This is a genomic window from Rhodococcus zopfii NBRC 100606 = JCM 9919, assembly GCF_001895025.1.
Taxonomy (GTDB): domain Bacteria; phylum Actinomycetota; class Actinomycetes; order Mycobacteriales; family Mycobacteriaceae; genus Rhodococcus; species Rhodococcus zopfii.
In genome coordinates this window covers 1-534 of record NZ_BCXI01000146.1, presented here as the reverse complement: position 1 = coordinate 534, position 534 = coordinate 1, and the positions used below count along the sequence as shown (strand labels likewise).

Annotated in this window: 1 protein-coding gene; it reads left to right on the top strand. The window is 54.3% G+C overall.

All coding sequences use genetic code 11. The features are described from left to right. The coding region (locus RZ1_RS31080; RefSeq protein WP_218020510.1) for a hypothetical protein at window positions 1-311 on the top strand (311 nt) is incomplete at its 5' end. Window positions 312-534: the final 223 nt, after the last annotated feature.

Here is a 534-nt window from a genome sequence, read left to right as displayed (position 1 = left end):
GGCCCTACGATATTGCCCGTTCTGGGCAAGCAGGGGAGGGGCTATGGTTGATCGCACGCAGGGCCTCAGAAGTAAAAGAAGGGAATCGCCCTGAAAGTGCGGATTTAAAAGGCAGATCCCCCGCCCGTAGCGAAGGTTTTGCGCTCATTCTACTTGATTTCGAATTGAATCCAAAAGCAATACTTCCGCTGAGTAATCCACCTCTTGAAGTCACTTCCTGCGGGAGGACAACCTGGATCACCGGACCTGGGATTCGAGGACTGCGCGCAGATGGAACGGTTATCGAACTGGATTTCACTGAAACGAACTGAGGCCTCCATAGCGGTTCAAGTCATCCGTCCGATTCCGGCCCAGGGCACTTCCTCCGGGCCGGCATCGGACGGGTCGCAATAATCCTATGTTGAATTGTCAGTCATCCAAATACCCCGCAGTGCATCCCCCCCAGTCCTTACCATCAGGCCCCGAAGGGAAAGCTGTGATTATCTCGTTCGGGAAAATGGGGTCGTAGGATATGTACCCATGGTGATCGCAGGG